Below are 16385 nucleotides of genomic sequence, written 5' to 3' on the forward strand. Positions count from 1 at the left end.
GCCGCCGGCGGGCGCGATAATCTGCTAAGCTGTGCCGGGTCCGCGAGACCGGGCGCCGGAGACGTGATGGTGCGCAAGTATTTCGGAACCGACGGCATCCGGGGCCGGGCCAACGGCGTGATCACGCCGGAGCTCGCCCTCAAGGTCGGTCAGGCCGCCGGCCTCGTGTTCCAGCGCGGCGACCACCGCCACCGGGTGGTGATCGGCAAGGACACCCGCCTCTCGGGCTACATGATCGAGACCGCGCTCGTCGCCGGCTTCACCTCGGTGGGCATGGACGTGCTCCTGCTCGGGCCGGTGCCGACGCCGGCCGTGGCGATGCTGACCCGCTCGATGCGGGCCGATCTCGGCGTGATGATCTCGGCCTCGCACAACCCGTTCGAGGACAACGGCATCAAGCTGTTCGGGCCCGACGGCTTCAAGCTCAACGACGCGATCGAGCACGAGATCGAGGGGCTGATCGACGCCGACATGCACAAGCGCCTCTCCGGCTCGAACGACCTCGGCCGGGCCAAGCGCATCGAGAGCGTGCACGCCCGTTACATCGAGTTCGCCAAGCGGACCCTGCCGCGGCAGGTGACGCTGGACGGGCTGCGAGTCGTGGTCGACTGCGCCAACGGCGCGGCCTACCGGGTCGCCCCCGAGACCCTGTGGGAGCTCGGCGCCGAGGTGATCGCCATCGGCACCGAGCCGGACGGGTTCAACATCAACCGGGATGTCGGCTCGACCGCGCCCGCGGCCCTGATCGACATGGTGCGCGAGCGCCGGGCCGATATCGGCATCGCGCTGGACGGCGACGCCGACCGGGTGCTGATCGTGGACGAGAAGGGCCAAGTGGTCGACGGCGACCAGCTCATGGCCGTCGTGGCGCGCTCCTGGAAGGAGGACGAGCGCCTGACGCAGCCGGGCGTGGTCGCGACGATCATGTCGAATCTCGGCCTGGAGCGGTTCCTCGGCGGCCTCGGCCTGACCCTGGCCCGCACGGCGGTGGGGGACCGCTACGTCCTCGAGCACATGCGGGCGCACGGCTACAACCTCGGCGGCGAGCAGTCCGGCCACATCATCATGTCGGACTACACGACCACCGGCGACGGCCTCGTGGCCGCCCTGCAGCTGCTGAGCGTGGTGCAGCGGCAGAACCGGCCCGTGAGCGAGGTCTGCCACTGCTTCGACCCGCTGCCGCAGATCCTCAAGAACGTCCGCTACCGGAGCGGCGAGCCCCTGCGCGAGGACAGCGTGGTCAGCGCCATCGAGCACGCCCGCGAGCGGCTCGGCAATGCCGGCCGCCTCGTGATCCGCCCGTCGGGCACCGAGCCGGTGATCCGCGTCATGGCCGAGGGCGACGACCGCGGCCTCGTCAACGCGGTGGTCGACGAGGTGGTCGACGCCGTCACCCGCGCGGCGGCCTGAGGCCGGAGCCCCGGAGGGGCGCGGCTCGACTCCGAAGGGGGCAGCCCGAGTCAGCCCAGATCGGCGTAGGCGGCGCGCAGCTCCGCGGGTGCGGTCATCCGCCACGCCGCCAGCAGCGCCGCTCGCAGAATCTCCTCCGCACACGGGTCGAGGTCGAGATTGGTCCAGCCCCGCCGCCCCCAGGCGCCGTCGAGCGGCGCGAACAGGTCCGGCTCGGCCTCGCAGAGGGCGGCCTGATCGGCGGGCGCGAGGCGCAGCACGACCCGCGCCTCCTCGACCCAGAGGGTCGCGAAGACCCGGCCGCCGACCCGGAAATCCGGGTTGCCGCTGTGGGCGCCCGCTACCGCCTCGGGCAGCATCAGCGCCAGGATGCGCACGTCGTCGGGTCCCATGCGGCCTCAGCCCCCGCGCCGTCCGGCCCCCACAGAAGAACTGCGCTGACCCCGGCGGCGCAGCGCAGCCGAAACAAGCAAGTCTCGCCCGGATATCCGTTTCGACAGTTCGGCAACGGATGCGCAAGCCTAACATTTAACGTTAAGCCGGATTTAAGACGTTCCTTCCATCCTGCCCTCGTACCCCGGGACCGCGCGCCGCGCGTCCGGCTCACGAGTCCAGTGAAGGAATCCTCATGGCCCGCTCCAAGCTGAACGCTTTGGTGCGTAGCCTGACGCTCGCGGCGAGCGTCGGTGCGCCCTGCCTCGCCGCGGCCGCGGATCTGATGCTGCCGCCGCCCCCGCCCCCGCCGCCCCCGCCGATCGAGGTCGGCGGCGGCTGGTACCTGCGTGGCGACGTGGGCGCGAGCATCTACACCCGTCCGCGCTACAGCGACGCCTACGACTACACCGGCTACGCCGAGTCCAACCGCGCCTTCGGCAACGCGGTCGGCGGCGGCGGTTTCGCGGGCGTCGGCGTCGGCTACCAGTTCACCCCGTTCCTGCGCGGCGACATCACCGGTGAGTACCGCTACTCCACCGGCCTGCGCGGCAGCGAGTACTACAAGGGCCCGGATTTCGACAACGGGCTCGGCTCGTACGGCGTGAACAAGTCGAGCGGCAACTTCGACTCCGCGGTGGTGCTGGCCAACGCCTATTTCGACCTCGGCACGTGGTACGGCATCACGCCGTTCATCGGCGGCGGCGTCGGCTACGCATTTAACCACGTCTCGAGCTACTCGACCAACCAGCAGTTCACCAGCCCGACCTACGCGTACGATTACACCAATGCCGGCTGCGGCTGCATCCCGTACGCCCCGGTCTACGACCCGAACGGCAATCCGGTCTACAACACCAACAGCGGCAGCAAGTTCTACAAGGACAAGACCGGCGGCAGCTTCGCCTGGGCGCTCCACGCCGGTCTCGCCTACAACGTGACCGACGCGCTGAAGATCGAACTCGCCTACCGCTACCTGAACCTCGGCAAGGCCGAGACCGGCCCGGGCTTCGTCCCGTGCTGCACCGGCAGCCTGCAGGCGATCAAGATCAAGGACATCGAGGCGCACGACGTGAAGATCGGCCTGCGCTACTACCTCGGCGGCTTCGTGGCGGCCCCGCTGCCGCCGCTGATGCCGGAGCCCATCCCCGGCCCGCTGGTGCGCAAGTACTGATCGCGCCTCGACCGCGATCCCCTTGACGGACGACGACGGCGCGGAGGGTCTCCGCGCCGTCTCGCGTTTCGGCGCCCCGTCGCGACAGGTCCGGTTCTCGGCCTGTCCTCAGCCCGTCCTTGCCCGACCCAATAACCGCCACGACGTCCCGGGACTGGCATCCCCGGATCGGGACTGACCTATCGCAGTCGAGCAACGGAGAATTAAGGTTACCGGCGTATCACCGTGTCGAGGCTCGATCCGCCGTCCGTCTTTTCCGTCCCAGGACGATCCCGATGCGTACCGTCACTTTCCCGCTGCTGGCGGTTCTCGGTCTCTGCGGCGTGAACACCGCGCGCGCCGCGGATCTGGATTACGATTACCTGCGCGGCGCGGATTACGACCCGGTCCCGGCCCCGGTGGTCGACTGGAGCGGCGTATATGTCGGCGGCCACGGCGGCTTCACGTCGGGCGGCCTGTCGCAGCGCAACGCGATGCAGTCCACGCTGGCGAATTACTTCAGCTATCGCGACATCGAGACTGAATTCAGCGTCTCTAAAATTCTGTCATTGCCGGGCACGCGAACCCACGGGGCGAGCTTCGGTGCCTTCGCCGGATACAACGTGCAATTCGACGATATCGTCCTCGGCATCGAGGCCGACTACACGCACACGGATCAGAGAAGCTGGTCGACCAACCGCATCGGTCGCAACGTGACGACCGCCGGAGGTGTCTCCGAAGACGTGAATCTGTCCGGAACCTCGAACACGCGGATCGAGGATTACGGTACCATCCGGGGCCGGGCCGGCTACGCGTTCGGCAATCTGCTCCCCTACGTCACCGCCGGCGCCGCGATCGGCCGCGTGACTATCAACGACACCGTGGCGGTTCAGAATTACGGCTACAGCGCCACCACCTACGCGGCGAACCAGGCCCTGACCACTGGGCAGCCCGTGGCCGTCTACAATCACGGCTACGCGAGCTTCAATCCGAACTTCCCGCTTAACAACTCGACGCCGACCGGGCAGGGCGTCCAGACCGTCCCGTACGCGCCGACGACGCTGACCGCGAATGCCCGGACCAAGACCATCGGCGGCGTCGCCCTCGGATTCGGCCTGGAATACGCCATCACGCCGAACATCCTGGTGCGCGGCGAGTACCAGTATGTGCGGTTCCAGGACTTCAACGGTCACAAGGCGGAGCTGAATACCGTCCGCGGCGGTGCGGCCCTCAAGTTCTGATCATTCCCCCGCGCCGGCCGGATCCTGACAATGACTGACCGTCCCTCGAGGCTGTGGCACCTGGCGTCGCGCACTGCGTTGCTCGCTGGTCTCGTGCTCGCCCACGGACCGGCTTTCGCGGAGCGCCGCGGGGCGCATCACCCGACGCGCCGGATCGTCCGGGTGAGGCCGGTGCCGGCCGTTCCCGCCGTCCCCCCGCCCGTCCTGGTGCGGGGCTACCTGCCGCGCAACCACAACGTCCCGATGTACAACGAGCCGCCCCGCCGCGAGCCGGCTTGGTGAGGTCTCCGCGCCGCCCTCAACTCTCCAGCTCGCTGTCCCAGTACAGGTAGTCGAGCCAGGTGTGATGGTATTGGCGGTGATCGAACTCGGGCTGCCGGTGGTGCAGCTCGTAGCGCGTCGGCCGCCGGGGCTCGGTCATCAGCGGCATGTCCGCCTCGTCCGGCGTTCGGTTGGCCTTGCGCAGGTTGCAGGGCGAGCAGGCCGCCACGACGTTCTCCCAGCTCGACAGGCCGCCCCGGGAGCGCGGCACCACGTGGTCGAAGGTCAGGCCGCCCGAGGGCAGCCGCAGGCCGCAATACTGGCAGCTGAAACCGTCGCGCAGGTAGATGTTGTAGCGGGTGAAGGCCGGGCTGCGGGCCAGCGCCACGTAGTTCTTCAGCGCCACGACGCTCGGCACCCGCAGCGCGCGCGAGGGCGAGCGCGCCTCGACGTCGTAGCTCGCCACCAGGGTGACGCGGTCGAGGAACAGGGCTGTGAAGGCGTCCTTCCACGACCAGAGGGAGAGCGGATTGTACGAGAGCGGCCGATAATCCGCGTTGAGGACGAGGGTTTGGAGATCCATCATCGGCGCGACTCTTCGGACTAGCTCTGGCGCGTGAGACGCGCGGGACCATGCCGCCGCCCCGCCGGCCCGTCCGAACCGGCCCGGGGCCGATACGGGACGAGCCGGCGCGCGGAGCGACGGCTTGACGGGAGAGACAGAGGGAACAACAGGGCGGCGGGCCGGCGCGCGGGGGCGCCGGTCGATGCGGTAGCATCCGGAACGCGGCCGGGCCGAGCCGGTATCGCCACCGGCCGCGCCCTTTCGCGTAGCAACGAAAAGGCCCTGTCCATCAGGTGTTCATCTAATCCCAGCGTGACACCCTTGTGAAGCTTTTCCGGATGAGCCCCGGGGACGCACCCACAGCGGGCTCGAGGAGTCGGGACCCGGCGCGGGATCAGGCCCGGGGTGGGCAGCGGCACGGTTTCGCCCTATTGCTCGCCCAGAGCGCCCGGCCGCCAGGAGGCCCGCCCGGTCCCCGATCGCCGCCGATTCGCCGATGCCGGACTCCGGCCGGCCGCCGCGCGCCCGACGAGAGGTTGCTCATGCATCGTATCCCAGCGCGGACCCGGAAGCCGGAGGGCGCGCCGCGCCCGTCCCGCGCACTCGCCCTGCTCGCCGCGCTGGTGTTCGCAACCCCGGCGGCCCTGACCCTGCCGGCCTTCGCCCAGGATCCGGCGCCCGCCGCCAAGTCTTCCGATCAGAAGCCCGCCGATCACAAGTCCGCCGACACCAAGGCCGCGCCCGACGCCAAGCCCGCGGACGGCAAGGCGCCCGACGCGAAGGCGCCCGACGCGAAACCCGCCGAAGCGAAGCCCGCGCCCCCGCCGGCCGCCAAGGCCGAGGTTCCCGAGCAGTTCAAGAAGGTCCGAGCCAAGCTCGACGCCGCCAAGACCGAGCTCGACGCCCGCGAGAAGCAGCTCGGCCACACGGAGCTGACGGTGGCCGACCTCACCGCCATCCGCGACAGCGCCGTGACGGTCACCGACGAGATCCGCACCCTGGTCACCCGGCTCGACGCGCCGCTGGAGGCCGCGCGCGAGCGCCTGGCCCAGCTCGGGCCGAAACCCAAGGATACCCAGGAGAGCGCCGACGTCGCCGCCGAGCGCGCCGAGCGCGAGGCCGCCGTCACCCGCATCGACGAGACCCAGCGCCTCGCCCGCTCCCTGGTGGTGCAGGGTGACCAGATCGTCGACCGCGTCTCGAATCGCCGCCGCGAATCGTTCACCCGCGACCTGCTCCAGCGCTCCCAGCCGCTGGTCGGCCCCGGTCTCTGGACCAAGGTGATGGGCGACGTCCCCCGGGACACGCGCGCCCTGCAGAGCGCCGTGTCGGATATCGGGCTGCTGTTTTCCCGCAACGGCAACCTCGCCAACCTGCTGTTCCTGGGGCTCGCCTTCGGGATCTCGGTGGCGCTGTATTTCGGCCGGCGCAACATCGCCCCCAAGGGCGCCCGCCGGGACGCCACCAAGACCGACCCGTCGCGGCGCGCCGTGATGCTCGCCGCCTGGCGGGTGATCCTGCTCGGCACGGTGCCGGCGGTGGCCGGATCCTACGCGGTCTACTACGCCCTCGATTCCACCAACCTGCTGCCGTCCCGGCTCCTGCCGGTCGCCGCCGCGATCCTCGGAGGGCTGGCCTTCATCGCCTTCGTGGAGGCCCTCTGCGACGGGCTGCTCAGCCCCGAGAAGCCGGCGTGGCGGCCCGCCCCGGTGAGCGACGCGGCGGCCACGCGCCTGACCCGGCTCGCCGTCGGCATCGCCACGGTGATCACCGTGGTGAAGTCCGTCGAGGCCCTGAATTCCGGGATCTCGGCGGCCCTGCCGATCTCCATCGCCACGCGGGGCATCGGGGCGGTCGCCACCGCGCTGATCCTCGCGGTCGGCCTCCACCGGTTCGCCGACACCGAGCAGGAGGAGGAGGCCTGCTTCGGCCCCTACGTGCCGACCAAGACCACGACGGGCATCGGCGGGCCGGCGCGGCTCCTGGGCTGGGCCGCGGTGGCGCTGATCGGGCTCGGCGCGCTGGTGGGCTACGTGGCCTTCGCGGCCTTCCTGATCGACCAGCTGATCTGGGACGCCGCCGTCCTCGTGCTGCTCTACCTGCTGGTCCAGAGCGTCGACATCTTCGTCGGCCGCGCGCTCAGCGACGAGACGCGGCTCGCCACCACGCTCCAGGCCAATACCGGCCTGCGCAAGCGCTCGCTCAACCAGATCTCGGTCCTGACGACCGGCGCGACCCGGCTCGTCCTGTTCCTCGCGGCCGCGATCCTCGTGCTGGCGCCCTGGGGACTCGATTCCACCGACATCGTCTCGTCGGTCCGGCAGGCCTTCTTCGGCTTCAAGGTCGGCGACGTCACGATCTCGCTCTCGAGCATCGCCTTCGGGATCGGCATCCTGGTGATGGGCGTGTTCATCACCCGCGGGGTGCAGCGCTGGCTGGAGAACACCTACCTGCCGGCCACCGACCTCGACGCGGGCCTGCGCAACTCGATCACCACGGTGGCGGGCTATTGCGGCTTCCTGATCGCGCTGGCGCTGGCCTTCTCGTATCTCGGCCTGAGCCTGGAGAAGCTCACCATCGTGGCCGGCGCCCTGTCGGTCGGTATCGGTTTCGGCCTCCAGTCGATCGTCAACAACTTCGTCTCCGGCCTGCTCCTCCTGTGGGAGCGCCCGATCCGGGTCGGCGACCAGGTGGTGATCGGCGATTCCGAGGGCATCGTGAAGCGGATCTCGGTCCGCTCCACCGAGATCCAGACCTTCGACCGCTCGGCCGTGATCGTGCCGAACTCGAACCTGATCTCCGGGGTGGTGAAGAACCGGGTGCGGGGCGACCGGACCGGGCGCGTCAGCATCACGGTGAGCGTCCTGCGCAACCAGGACCCGGTGCGCGCCGCCGAGATGATCACGGCCTGCGCGCAGAGCCACTCCGACATCCTGAAGGAGCCCCCGCCCCGGGTGGTGTTCAAGAAGATCGGCGACCCGTTCCTGGAATTCGAGCTGCTCGTCTGGATCGTGGACGTGAGCCTCGGCCAGAAGGTGGTGACCGACCTGAACTTCTCGGTGTTCGCGACCCTCTCGGAGGCGGGCTTCATCCCGCCGCTCGGGCCCGGCTCCAGCATCGTCACCGTGCAGGGCCTCGACACGATGCAGAGCGCGATGGGCGAGATCGCCAGCCGCTTCATCCAGCCGGCGCCGGTCCCCGAGGGCGGCGAATCAGCCCGCCCCCAGCGCGACCGCGGGCTGCGCAGCGCCGGTGCCTGACCGGCCGCCGCCGAGGACGATCCGGACGGCGTTCCCGCCCGCGTCCTTGGCGGCGTAGAGGGCCGCGTCCGCCCAGTCGAACAGCCGGGCGCGGCCCCCGCGCCCGCTGGACATACCCGCGGCGTCTCCCACCGCGATCCCCACGGAGGCGCCGATCCGCAACTCCCGGCCGCGATACGGGATCGGCCGGCTCAGGGCGGCGACGACGCGCCGGCCGCGCTCCACCAGCGCGAGCGGGTCGACGGGCGCCCGCAGGAGCACGGCGAACTCGTCGCCGCCGATGCGGGCCACGAGGGCCGCGTCCCGGCAGACGGCGGCGAGCCGCGCGGCCGAGCGCCGGAGGCACAGGTCGCCGGCCGCGTGGCCGTGGACGTCGTTGACCGGCTTGAACCCGTCGAGGTCGATCAGCAGCAGGGCGCCGAGGGGATCCGAACCGGCGCCGTCCGTCCAGGCCTCGAACCGCGCCTCGAAGCCGCGGCGGTTCGCCAGCCCGGTGAGCGGGTCGCACTCGGCGCGCCGGCTCAGCTCGGCCAACCGGGCGATCTCCTCGGTGACGTCCTGCTTGGTTCCGAACAGCCGGGCGGGGTGCCCGTCCTCTGCCTCGACCGCGGCGCGGATCCGGATCCAGCGCCGCCGGCCCCCGGCCTGGATCTCGGCGTCGAGCACGAAGGCGCCGCTCCCGGCGATCGCCCGGTGCCGGACCGTCTCCAGCAGGCGTCGCGAGGTCGGCTCGTAGAGGTCCAGGATCCGGGGCCGGTGCAGCGCCGCGCCCCGGGGGACGCCGAACAGGTCGTGGACGCCCCCGGACCAGTCGAGGGCGCCGTCGCGCAGGCGGCAGGACCAGAGGCCCATCCCGGCGGACGCGAGGGCACGCTCCTGCCGCGCCAGCAGGCCGGCCTGCTGGCGGAGGATCGCCCGCTGGAGGGCGCGCGCGGCCGCGGCCTCCGACGCCGCCTCGACTGCGGCCTCAGACGCGGTCGACGGGTCCGCGCACCCGCCGACGGGTCGGTCGCGGGGCGGATCCACCGGGGCCAGGGAACGCGCGGTCGTCATCGGTGTGCGATTTTAGACGGAGGGCCTTTGAGGAAGCCCTAACCGTCCGATGCGCGGCCGAGCGGCAGCCCCTATATGGCGGCTGGGCGGTGGGGCCGTCGCAGGGATGGGTGAAACGTGACGAGACGCGATCGGGACGGTCGACATGCGGGGCGCGGGCTCGCCCGGATCAGGACCGGGGCCCGGATGGTCGGCCCGGCCGCACTGGCGGCGGCGCTGCTCGGCGGCTGCGCCGCCCAGCCGCCGAGCAGCGCCGGGCTGCCGAGCAGCGCCGGGCTGCCGAGCATCTACCTGCCGCTCGCCAGCAACAGCGCGCATATCGACGTCGAGGCGGCCCGCGACATGATCTCGTCCTACCGCCGCAACCGCGGCGCGCCGCCGCTGACGGTCGATCCCGAACTGCAGCGCCTCGCCGAGGCCGAGGCGGCCGCCATGGCGCTCGCCGACCGGCCGAGCCGGGCCCAGACCGTCAAAGCCGCCGTCGAGCGGCTCGGCTACGCGAACGTCAACGCCAACCTCTCGGCGGGCTACCACACCCTGGCCGAGGCCTTCTCGGGCTGGCGCGAGAGCCCGCCCCACGACGCCACCATGCTGGCGCCCGGGGCGACCCGGATGGGGATCGCCACCGCCTACGCCCCGGGCTCGAAGTACAAGGTCTACTGGGCGCTCCTCACCGCGAAGTAGCGGCACCCCACCGGTCGGCCGGCATGGAGGGGGCCTCGCCGGCGGGAGGCGAATCGGTCGTCCGGACAGCCGGACGCCGTCGATCATGAACGGCGCGCCGATGCCGCCGAGCCGTCGGGCACCGCCCGCGCGTCCAGGACGCGGCGGGTCCGCGCTAAGCTTCGAGAAACTTTGCTGAAGCAACCGTAAAGGCGACTGTTTCGAACCTGTATCGGCCCGTCATCGCCCGTTCAGGCAGGCGCTGGCATACCCGTTTCGTACGAGGGGTTTGACGCGGATCCGGCACGCATGCCGGCCGCGCGGACCTCCTCGGTGAAGGCGTGAGACCCGGGTCACACGGGCCGCGCCAGGGGTGGCGGAGCGGTACGATGGTTCGTCTGTACGGGCGGGTCCTGGGATTTCTGAAGGCAGAGCGGCGGCTGGCGATAGGCCTGGCCGTCACCAACGTGGTCCTGGCGATCGCGGCCTTCGCCGAGCCCCTGCTGATGGGCCGGATCATCGACCAGCTGACCCATCTCAAGCGCGGCGGCGACGCCATGGGCACGATGCTGCCCCTGCTCGCCGCCTGGGTGGCGTTCGGCTTCTTCACCATCGCGGCGGGCGTGTTCATCGCGCTCCACGCCGACCGGCTGGCGCACCGCAACCGCCTGTCGTCGATGGCGAGCTACTTCGAGCACGTCCTCGACCTGCCGCTCGCCTTCCACTCGGCCAACCATTCCGGCCGCGTCCTGAAGGCGATGCTGGAGGGCACGAACGGCATGGCGTGGCTGTGGCTCGGCTTCTTCCGCGACCACCTCGTCGCCCTGGTCTCGCTCGGCGTGCTCCTGCCGATGACCCTGTTCATCAACTGGCAGCTCGGCTCGATCCTAGTGGTGCTGGTGCTGGCCTTCACGGCGCTCACCACCTTCGTCATGCGCCGGACCGAGACGCTGCAGGGCCAGGTCGAGGCGTTCAACTCGGGGCTGGCCGCCCACGCCTCTGACGCCCTCGGCAACGTCGCGGTGATCCAGTCCTTCACCCGCGCCAAGGCCGAGAAGGAGGCGATGCGCGGCATCATCACCAACCTGCTCGCCGCGCAGATCCCGGTCCTGTCCTGGTGGGCGCTCGCCAACGTGGCGACCCGCGCCTCCGCGACCATCACCATGACGGCGATCTTCGTCACCGGCATCTGGCTCTACCAGGCCGGCACCACCACGGTGGGCGAGGTCGTGGCCTTCATGAGCCTCGCCACCGCCTTCGTGGCCCGGCTCGACCACGTGGTCGGCTTCGTCAACGGCCTGTTCCAGCAGGCGCCGAAGATCGCCGAGTTCTTCGAGATCTACGACACCGTCCCGGCGGTGGCCGACCGGCCGCACGCCCGGCAGGTCGCCCGCTTCGAGGGCGCGGTCACCTTCGAGGACGTCGCCTTCTCGTACGACGGAAGGCGCCAGGCGCTCGACGGGGTCTCGTTCACCGCCAAGCCCGGCGAGACGATCGCGCTGGTCGGGACCACCGGCTCGGGCAAGTCGACGACGCTCGGCCTCCTGCACCGCAGCTTCGACCCGGCCTCCGGCGCGATCCGGATCGACGGCATGGACATCCGCGACGTCGGCCTCGCCTCGCTGCGCCACAACATCGGCGTGGTGTTCCAGGAGCCGATGCTGTTCGCCCGCTCGATCCGCGAGAACCTGCAGGTCGGCTGCCCCGACGCCACCGACGCCGAGATGCTCGACGCGCTGGAGCGCGCCCAGGCCAGCGCCTTCATGGCGCGCCAGGCCGACGGGCTCGACACGGTGATCGGCGAGCGCGGCCGGTCGCTCTCGGGCGGCGAGCGCCAGCGGCTCTCGATCGCCCGGGCGCTCCTGAAGAACCCGCCGATCCTGATCCTCGACGAGGCGACCTCGGCGCTGGACGCCGCCACCGAGCGCAAGCTCCAGGGCGCCCTGGAGACCGTGATGGAGGGGCGGACCACCTTCGTGATCGCCCACCGCCTCGCGACGATCCGCGACGCCGACCGGATCCTGGTGTTCCACGAGGGCCGGATCGTCGAGGCCGGCACCTTCGACCAGCTGGTGGCCGAGGGCGGCCGCTTCGCCGAGCTCGCCCGGGCGCAGTTCATGGCGGCCCAGGCGGAGGAGGACGAGGGGCTGGCGCTGGCGGCGTGAGCCGCCGCCGCCGGGGCCACCGCGTCGTCGGGGCGGGGGCCGAGAGGCGTCAGGCGCCTGGTCCCGGGACCCCCGTCCCGGCCCTGCGGCCCTCCATCTCGGCCCGGCGCGCCAGCATCTTCGCCTGCAGGCGGGTGCGGCGGGCGGCGATCACCGTGCCGTTGATCTCGCCGCCGAACAGGAACATGGCGGCGAGCCAGTAGAGGAAGACCAGGAACACCATCGCCGTGGCCAGCCCCCCGTAGGTCGACGCGTAGGCGTTGGAGAACCGGTCCAGGTAGTAGCCGAAGCCGAGGCCGGCGAAGAACCACAGGAGCAGGGTCACCCCGATCCCCGGCAGCACCGACAGGATCGAGCGCCGCCCGGCCGCGACGAACTTGTGGGCGATGACCAGCACGACGGCGAGCAGCAGGGCCGTGACGGCGATCCGCCCGATCGCCACCGTGAGGCTCAGGGGCTCCAGGCCCGGCGCCACCAGGACGACGTTGCGCCAGATCAGCGGCCCCAGCACCACGAGCAGCGCGAAGGCCAGCATCGCGAAGGCGCCGCAGATCACGTAGCCGATCGATTCGAGGCGGGTCAGCCACCAGGGCCGGCTCTCGCGCAGGCCGTAGGCCCGGTTCAACCCGACCCGCAGGCTCTCGACGCCCGAGGAGGAGAAGTACAGGGCGAACAGCGCGCCGAGCGTCAGCACGCCGCTGCGCTGCTCGGTGAGCACCCGGTGCACCTCGCCGACGATCGGCTTGGCGATCTCCCGCGGCCACGCGTCGAAGATCAGCACCCCGGCCTCGTCGGCCAGCGACTGGGTGCCGAACAGGCCGGCGAGCGCCGCCAGCAGGATCAGGAACGGGAACAGCGAGGTCAGGCTCGAGAGCGCGATGTGGCTCGCGATCGCCCAGCCGTCATGGGAGACGAAGCGCTGCGCGGCGACGCCCATGACCTGTAATCCGCTGCGGAGGGGTTTCACGGGTGTCCAACGATCCTCGATCGCGCGATCCTCGGGGCGGCCCTCTCCGGGAGAGGTCCGCCGATGAACGGCGCCGGCACCCGCGCGTCAACGCCGTCGGCCCGCTCCGGTCCCGATCGGCGGCCGGTGACGCGTCCGCGCCACGCCGGTGCCGGTCGCGCCCCACGGGCAAGATCACCGTTGCGCCGGGCGCGCCGGCATGCTCCGTCCGGCGGCCATGCCTACGCTCTCCCGCCCGTCGACGCTCGCGTCCGGCGCTCTCCCGGCGCTGTTCATCCCGATCTGGGCCACGGGCTTCATCTCGGCCCGGGCGGTCGTGCCGCACGTCGATCCGCTGGCCTTCACCGCAATCCGCTTCACGGCCGTCGCCCTGGTGCTGGCCCTGATCGCTGCGGCCGCCCGGGTGCGCTGGCCGGCGGACCGGGCGGGGTGGCGCGACCCGGTCGTCGCGGGCTTCCTGATGCAGGGCGTCTACCTGTCGGGCGTCTTCTGGGCGGTGAGCCACGGGCTGCCGGCCGGAATCGCGGCGCTCGTCGGCAGCCTCCAGCCGCTGCTCACCGCGCTCCTGGCGCAGCCGCTGCTGGGCGAGCGCGTCAGCGGCCGGCGGGCGCTCGGGATCCTCATGGGCTTCGTCGGCACCGGCCTCGTGCTCGCCCCGAAGCTCGGCGCCACGGACCCGTCCGGGATCCCGCCGGCGGCGCTGGCCGTCAGCCTCCTGGGGGTGCTGGCGCTGACCCTCGGCACGCTCTGGCAGAAGCGCACCGGCGGCCAGGTCGATCTCCTGGCCGGCGCGACCCTCCAGTTCGTCGGCGGCATGGCCTGCGCCATCCCGCTGGCGCTCGCCTTCGGCGGCACCGCGTTCGATCCGGCGCCCGCCCTGTGGCTCGGCCTCAGCTGGGCGGTCCTGGTCAACTCGGTCGCCGGGATCCTGCTGCTGCTGGTGCTGATCCGGCGGGGCGCGGTGGCGGGCGTCGCCGCCCTGTTCTTCCTCGTGCCGCCGGTCGCGGCCGTCCTCGGCTACCTGCTGTTCGGCGAGGTGCTGACCCCCATGCAGGGCGCCGGCATGGCGCTCGCCGCCCTCGGCGTTGCGGTGGCGAGCCGCGGCTGAGATGGCCGCGGGCGGTCGCCGCCGAGGCCGCGACCCCTGCGACGGAAGGCGCGGAAACCCTTCGCGCCCTCGCGGTTTGGTGCGCGCGGGCCGGATCGGCCCGGGCCGGCAGCGCGCGAGGCGAGGATGAACCAGGACAAGCCCCGCGAGATCCGCCTCGCCCTCGACGCGATCCCTCTCGGCGGCAAGGCCGAGGGCAAGGGCGAGGGGGCCGCGGGCGACGACGCGGTGCTGTTCGTGCGCGACGCCGACGGGGTGCGCGCCTTCCAGGCGAAGTGCCCGCATCTCGGCGCGCCGCTGGCCAAGGGCGAGATCTGCGGCGGCCGGCTCTACTGCCCCTGGCACAAGGCGGCCTTCGCGGTCGCCGACGGCAGCCTAGAGGAGCCGCCGGCGCTGGAGGCGCTGACCCGCTATCCCGTCCGGATCGAGGGCGGCGAGGCGGTGGCGACCCTCAGCCCTGAGCCTCCTCCGGCCAAGCGGGCGGAAACGCCCGTCGCGCATGTCCTGATCGTCGGCACCGGTGCGGCCGCCGCCGCCTGCGTCACCACGCTCCGGCGCGAGGGCTTCGCGGGGGCGATCACCCTGGTCGGCCGCGAGGGCCACCCGCCCTACGACCGGACCAAGCTGTCCAAGCAGTTCCTGGCCAAGCCCACCCCGGCCGAGAAGACCCTGCTGGAGCCGGATTTCGCCGCCGCCCACCGGGTCGAGCGGGTCGAGGCCGAGGCGACCCGGATCGATCCGGCCGGCCGCAGCGTCGCGCTGGCGGACGGGCGCACACTCACCGGCGACGCGCTGCTGATCGCTACCGGCAGCCGCGCGGTGGTGCCGGACTTCGAGGGAAGGGATCTCGACGGCGTCATGACCCTGCGCAGCCTCGACGACGCGGTGCGCCTCAGCGCCGCGGTGGAACGGGCGACGCGCGTGGTGGTGATCGGCGCGGGCTTCATCGGCCTGGAGGCCGCGGCCTTCCTGACCAAGCGCGGCCTGTCGGTGACGGTCCTGTCCCGGGAGGAGGTCCCCTTCGCCAAGCGCTTCGGCGAGGCCGTGGGTGCGGCGCTGAAGCGCTACCACGCCGGCAACGGCGTGACCTTCGTGACCGGCACGGTCGCGCGGATCGCCGGCACCGGCTCCGTCGAGGCCGTCGAGACCGAGGACGGCGCGCGGCTTCCGGGCGACCTCGTGCTGATCGGCGCCGGCGCCGCGCCGGAGACCGGGATCGTCGCCGGGGTGGAGCCGGACGAGTCCGGCGGCCTCCCGGTCGGCGCCGAACTGAAGCTCGCCGACAACGTCTGGGTCGCGGGCGACATCGCGGCCTTCCCGGAGCGCGGCAGCGGCGTCACGGCGCGGATCGAGCACTGGCGGCTGGCGCAGCAGCACGGCACGCACGTCGCCCGGGCGATGCTCGGCGCCACCGGCGCCTTCGCGGGGGCGCCGTTCTTCTGGAGCAACCAGGGCGACAAGCGCCTGGATTACGGCGGCTACGCGCCGGATTTCGAGCGGATCATCCTGCAGGGCGACCCGGCGGCGCTCGACTTCATCGCCTACTACGTCCGCGACAACCGCGCGGTGGCCGCCTGCAGCATCGGCCGCAACCCCGCCTTCACGGCGTTCCTCCACCTGCTGGGCGAGGGCCGCGTGCCCGCCCCCGACCGGATCGAGGCCGGTGCGGATCTCGCCGGGCTGGTGTGACGGCGCGACATCGGCGCCACGTCGGGGCGGCCGGACCGAGGGAACAAGGTCGGGCGGTCCATCTTTCGGTAGACGCCGCCCGCCGTCTCGTGAGCCGGGCCCGCACGGGAGGCCCCATGAACCAGATCATCGTCGTCGCCCTCATCTGCGCCGCCTCCGTCCAGGCCCCGGACTGCTCGCGCGAGACCGCTATCGACGTGGTGACGGGCCCGGCCCACACGCTCCAGGAATGCCTCGTCCAGGGTCCGGTCCTGGCGGCCAATGCCGGCTTCAAGGGCGAGGACGGGTCCTACCTGAAGACCCGGTGCGAGCAGAGGCGCTGAGCCGGGGCCGTCCGGCGAGCAGGTTTCAGTAGGCTGAAGGCACGATCATCAGTGTCCGGAGCGTCGCGCGTCGCCGCGCCGGTCAGGCCTTGACTTCG

General features: G+C 71.8%; 14 protein-coding genes. 10 read left to right on the forward strand and 4 right to left on the reverse strand.

What is annotated here, in order from left to right; translation table 11 throughout:
- The first annotated feature begins 69 nt into the window (after positions 1-69).
- Complete coding sequence (gene glmM, locus ASG32_RS30505) at positions 70-1410, forward strand: phosphoglucosamine mutase (RefSeq protein WP_026605059.1); 1341 nt, start codon at positions 70-72, stop codon at positions 1408-1410.
- Between the two features lie 50 nt (positions 1411-1460).
- Here glmM and ASG32_RS30510 read toward each other — a convergent pair whose 3' ends face one another.
- Positions 1461-1802 (reverse strand): MmcQ/YjbR family DNA-binding protein, encoded by a 342-nt coding sequence (locus ASG32_RS30510; RefSeq protein WP_056533693.1) that lies wholly within the window; start codon positions 1800-1802, stop codon positions 1461-1463.
- A 236-nt stretch (positions 1803-2038) separates the two neighbouring features.
- Here ASG32_RS30510 and ASG32_RS30515 point away from each other — a divergent pair, with 236 nt between their 5' ends.
- The 3 genes from ASG32_RS30515 to ASG32_RS30525 all read left to right on the forward strand — a co-directional run bounded on the left by ASG32_RS30515 (position 2039) and on the right by ASG32_RS30525 (position 4515).
- A complete protein-coding gene (locus ASG32_RS30515) occupies positions 2039-3013 on the forward strand; it encodes an outer membrane beta-barrel protein (RefSeq protein ID WP_056533695.1) in 975 nt (324 codons plus the stop codon).
- Positions 3014-3288: 275 nt separating this feature from the next.
- Positions 3289-4233: an outer membrane beta-barrel protein gene (locus tag ASG32_RS30520; RefSeq protein ID WP_056533697.1), complete on the forward strand. Its 945-nt coding sequence runs from the start codon at positions 3289-3291 to the stop codon at positions 4231-4233.
- 78 nt (positions 4234-4311) lie between these two features.
- Complete coding sequence (locus tag ASG32_RS30525) at positions 4312-4515, forward strand: hypothetical protein (RefSeq protein ID WP_244492306.1); 204 nt, start codon at positions 4312-4314, stop codon at positions 4513-4515.
- 16 nt (positions 4516-4531) lie between these two features.
- Here the strand turns inward: ASG32_RS30525 and ASG32_RS30530 are convergent, their stop codons facing one another.
- Complete coding sequence (locus tag ASG32_RS30530; RefSeq protein ID WP_020094004.1) at positions 4532-5080, reverse strand: HNH endonuclease; 549 nt, start codon at positions 5078-5080, stop codon at positions 4532-4534.
- 521 nt (positions 5081-5601) lie between these two features.
- Here ASG32_RS30530 and ASG32_RS30535 point away from each other — a divergent pair.
- On the forward strand, positions 5602-8319 hold the full coding sequence (locus ASG32_RS30535) for a DUF3772 domain-containing protein (RefSeq protein WP_056533701.1): 2718 nt from the start codon (positions 5602-5604) through the stop codon (positions 8317-8319).
- On the opposite strand, the gene ASG32_RS30540 is transcribed toward ASG32_RS30535, so the two are convergent.
- The gene (locus ASG32_RS30540; protein ID WP_056533703.1) at positions 8272-9372 is read right to left on the reverse strand and encodes a GGDEF domain-containing protein; all 1101 of its coding nucleotides are present in this window, start codon (positions 9370-9372) and stop codon (positions 8272-8274) included. The genes ASG32_RS30535 and ASG32_RS30540 overlap by 48 nt on opposite strands.
- Before the next feature lie 186 nt (positions 9373-9558).
- Here ASG32_RS30540 and ASG32_RS30545 point away from each other — a divergent pair, with 186 nt between their 5' ends.
- Both ASG32_RS30545 and ASG32_RS30550 read left to right on the forward strand, forming a co-directional pair.
- Complete coding sequence (locus tag ASG32_RS30545; RefSeq protein WP_056533705.1) at positions 9559-10056, forward strand: CAP domain-containing protein; 498 nt, start codon at positions 9559-9561, stop codon at positions 10054-10056.
- A 368-nt stretch (positions 10057-10424) separates the two neighbouring features.
- Positions 10425-12200: a glucan ABC transporter ATP-binding protein/ permease gene (locus ASG32_RS30550; RefSeq protein ID WP_056533707.1), complete on the forward strand. Its 1776-nt coding sequence runs from the start codon at positions 10425-10427 to the stop codon at positions 12198-12200.
- Positions 12201-12249: 49 nt separating this feature from the next.
- Here ASG32_RS30550 and ASG32_RS30555 read toward each other — a convergent pair whose 3' ends face one another.
- The gene (locus tag ASG32_RS30555) at positions 12250-13137 is read right to left on the reverse strand and encodes a YihY/virulence factor BrkB family protein (RefSeq protein ID WP_056533709.1); all 888 of its coding nucleotides are present in this window, start codon (positions 13135-13137) and stop codon (positions 12250-12252) included.
- 229 nt (positions 13138-13366) lie between these two features.
- On the opposite strand from ASG32_RS30555, the gene ASG32_RS30560 reads away from it, so the two are divergent.
- The 3 genes from ASG32_RS30560 (at position 13367) to ASG32_RS30570 (ending at position 16287) form a co-directional block, all read left to right on the forward strand.
- Positions 13367-14275: a DMT family transporter gene (locus ASG32_RS30560; RefSeq protein ID WP_056533711.1), complete on the forward strand. Its 909-nt coding sequence runs from the start codon at positions 13367-13369 to the stop codon at positions 14273-14275.
- 126 nt (positions 14276-14401) lie between these two features.
- A complete protein-coding gene (locus ASG32_RS30565; RefSeq protein WP_056533712.1) occupies positions 14402-15964 on the forward strand; it encodes an FAD-dependent oxidoreductase in 1563 nt (520 codons plus the stop codon).
- Between the two features lie 116 nt (positions 15965-16080).
- On the forward strand, positions 16081-16287 hold the full coding sequence (locus tag ASG32_RS30570) for a hypothetical protein (RefSeq protein WP_012321270.1): 207 nt from the start codon (positions 16081-16083) through the stop codon (positions 16285-16287).
- The last annotated feature ends 98 nt before the right edge of the window (positions 16288-16385 follow it).

The sequence above is a fragment of the Methylobacterium sp. Leaf361 genome (genome assembly GCF_001424445.1).
In the GTDB taxonomy this organism is placed as follows: Bacteria; Pseudomonadota; Alphaproteobacteria; order Rhizobiales; family Beijerinckiaceae; genus Methylobacterium.

Bases quoted from the DNA above. Each gene is read 5' to 3' on its own strand.
- ASG32_RS30510 (WP_056533693.1), bottom strand. From the start codon at position 1,802: ATGGGACCCGACGACGTGCGCATCCTGGCGCTGATGCTGCCCGAGGCG.
- ASG32_RS30515 (WP_056533695.1), top strand. From the start codon at position 2,039: ATGGCCCGCTCCAAGCTGAACGCTTTGGTGCGTAGCCTGACGCTCGCG.
- ASG32_RS30520 (WP_056533697.1), top strand. From the start codon at position 3,289: ATGCGTACCGTCACTTTCCCGCTGCTGGCGGTTCTCGGTCTCTGCGGC.
- ASG32_RS30530 (WP_020094004.1), bottom strand. From the start codon at position 5,080: ATGATGGATCTCCAAACCCTCGTCCTCAACGCGGATTATCGGCCGCTC.
- ASG32_RS30535 (WP_056533701.1), top strand. From the start codon at position 5,602: ATGCATCGTATCCCAGCGCGGACCCGGAAGCCGGAGGGCGCGCCGCGC.
- ASG32_RS30540 (WP_056533703.1), bottom strand. From the start codon at position 9,372: ATGACGACCGCGCGTTCCCTGGCCCCGGTGGATCCGCCCCGCGACCGA.
- ASG32_RS30545 (WP_056533705.1), top strand. From the start codon at position 9,559: ATGGTCGGCCCGGCCGCACTGGCGGCGGCGCTGCTCGGCGGCTGCGCC.
- ASG32_RS30550 (WP_056533707.1), top strand. From the start codon at position 10,425: ATGGTTCGTCTGTACGGGCGGGTCCTGGGATTTCTGAAGGCAGAGCGG.
- ASG32_RS30555 (WP_056533709.1), bottom strand. From the start codon at position 13,137: ATGGGCGTCGCCGCGCAGCGCTTCGTCTCCCATGACGGCTGGGCGATC.
- ASG32_RS30560 (WP_056533711.1), top strand. From the start codon at position 13,367: ATGCTCCGTCCGGCGGCCATGCCTACGCTCTCCCGCCCGTCGACGCTC.
- ASG32_RS30565 (WP_056533712.1), top strand. From the start codon at position 14,402: ATGAACCAGGACAAGCCCCGCGAGATCCGCCTCGCCCTCGACGCGATC.
- ASG32_RS30570 (WP_012321270.1), top strand. From the start codon at position 16,081: ATGAACCAGATCATCGTCGTCGCCCTCATCTGCGCCGCCTCCGTCCAG.